Source organism: Embleya sp. NPDC025285, assembly GCF_055558835.1.
Map to the genome: position 1 here is coordinate 1 of NZ_JBVHLU010000298.1, position 1,357 is coordinate 1,357.

A 1,357-nucleotide genomic window follows, 5' to 3' on the forward strand; every position below is an offset into this window, starting at 1 on the left:
GCACGCCGCTGGAAGTCCTGAACGAGCACAAGCAACTCGGGCTGGCGGCGTAAACAACAGAAGTCAACGTGTCCGGAAAACACGGGGCACCTCACCCACAGGCGCAGCACGTCCCGCAGCGCCTGGGCGCGGCGGATCTCGTGCGCGGCCAGGGGGCCCTCGGTCGCGGTGATCCACGCGTACAGGTCGGCGGTGACGATGTGGGCGGCCCCGGCGTCGGCGCGGGCACCGATCAGGTGCTGGACGGTGCGGCTGAGAAGGGTGGCCAGGTCGGCGTGCGGGGTGGCCAGGTGAAGGCGGGGGCGGAAGGGCACGAGCGCCGCTGACCCGAGGAGAATGTCGGCGGGGTCGAGTCCGCCGTGGGCGAGTACTCGGGTCGGGGTCCCGGGGGCGGTGAGCATGATCCGCACGGCGACGTGACCCAGACGGGCGCGCAGCTCCGGCAGCCTGCCGCCGACGGTCCACCCGAGGCCGGTCCGGGCGATGTGGTCGGGCAGCGGATCCGCGACCCAAGTCTCGGTGAACCTTGACTCGGTCGAGGTGGCCTCGGTCACAGACGTGGCGGCGGCCACGCGGTTCGCGGCGGTTGGAAGGCGCAACGGCGCCAGTGATACCCAGAGTCGATCGAGGTGGTCGATCATCCGATGCGGTGCCTTGACCATCCCGGAGGCCAACGTCGTCCTGGTCGGGGCGCGTTCGGCGACCATGACGGGGTCTTGGCGGGCGAGCACCGCAGGTGCGGGTGGGCATCCCATCGCGTTCAGGACCGCGCGGTGCGCCGTGGAGCGAGCCGCGTCACGGCTCGCGCGACCGTGGGCGGCGGCCAAGCGTGCGGTGACGGTCGCACCGTGGTCGTGCAGCAGCTCGGGCAGCGTGGCGCCGTACGCCAGGGAGGCCGTCACCGGCAGTGGCCGCCGACCGGGCCGATGTACCAGGGCGTCGCGGGTGTGGTGCGCGGGAGCCGTGCGGGTGTCGCCCCACTCGACCGTGCCGCCGAGCAGGCTCGGCACGATCGCTCTCAGGCGGTTGTTGGCATGCGCGACGACCTGGTCGTGGGTGCTGCGGTGTCGGCTTTGGTGGATGGTCATGGTCCTGTCCAGGGTCGAAAGAGCGAGGGGACGAACGCAGTGAGGCTGGCCGGGCCTGCGTGGCGAGGGCGGTGGCCGCGGGTCTGCGGGGTCATATGTGGCCGGACTGTCAGAGCAGCCGCGAGTCGGGTGATGAGGTGACCCGAGTTTTGTAGAGTCCGTTTGCGGTTGTTTACGCGGACTGCGTGGTTTGCTCCTGGTCGGCCCAGTGTTGCTGCTCGTACTCGATCGGTGGCATGTAGTCGAGTGCGGAGTGCAGACGTTCGTCG

General features: G+C 70.5%; 1 protein-coding gene. It reads right to left on the reverse strand.

Annotated features, from left to right (window positions below):
* Positions 1–1,088 (reverse strand): hypothetical protein (locus tag ACZ4FV_RS52345; RefSeq protein WP_465328541.1); only part of this gene is annotated, 1,088 nt, incomplete at its 3' end.
* Between the last annotated feature and the right edge of the window lie 269 nt (positions 1,089–1,357).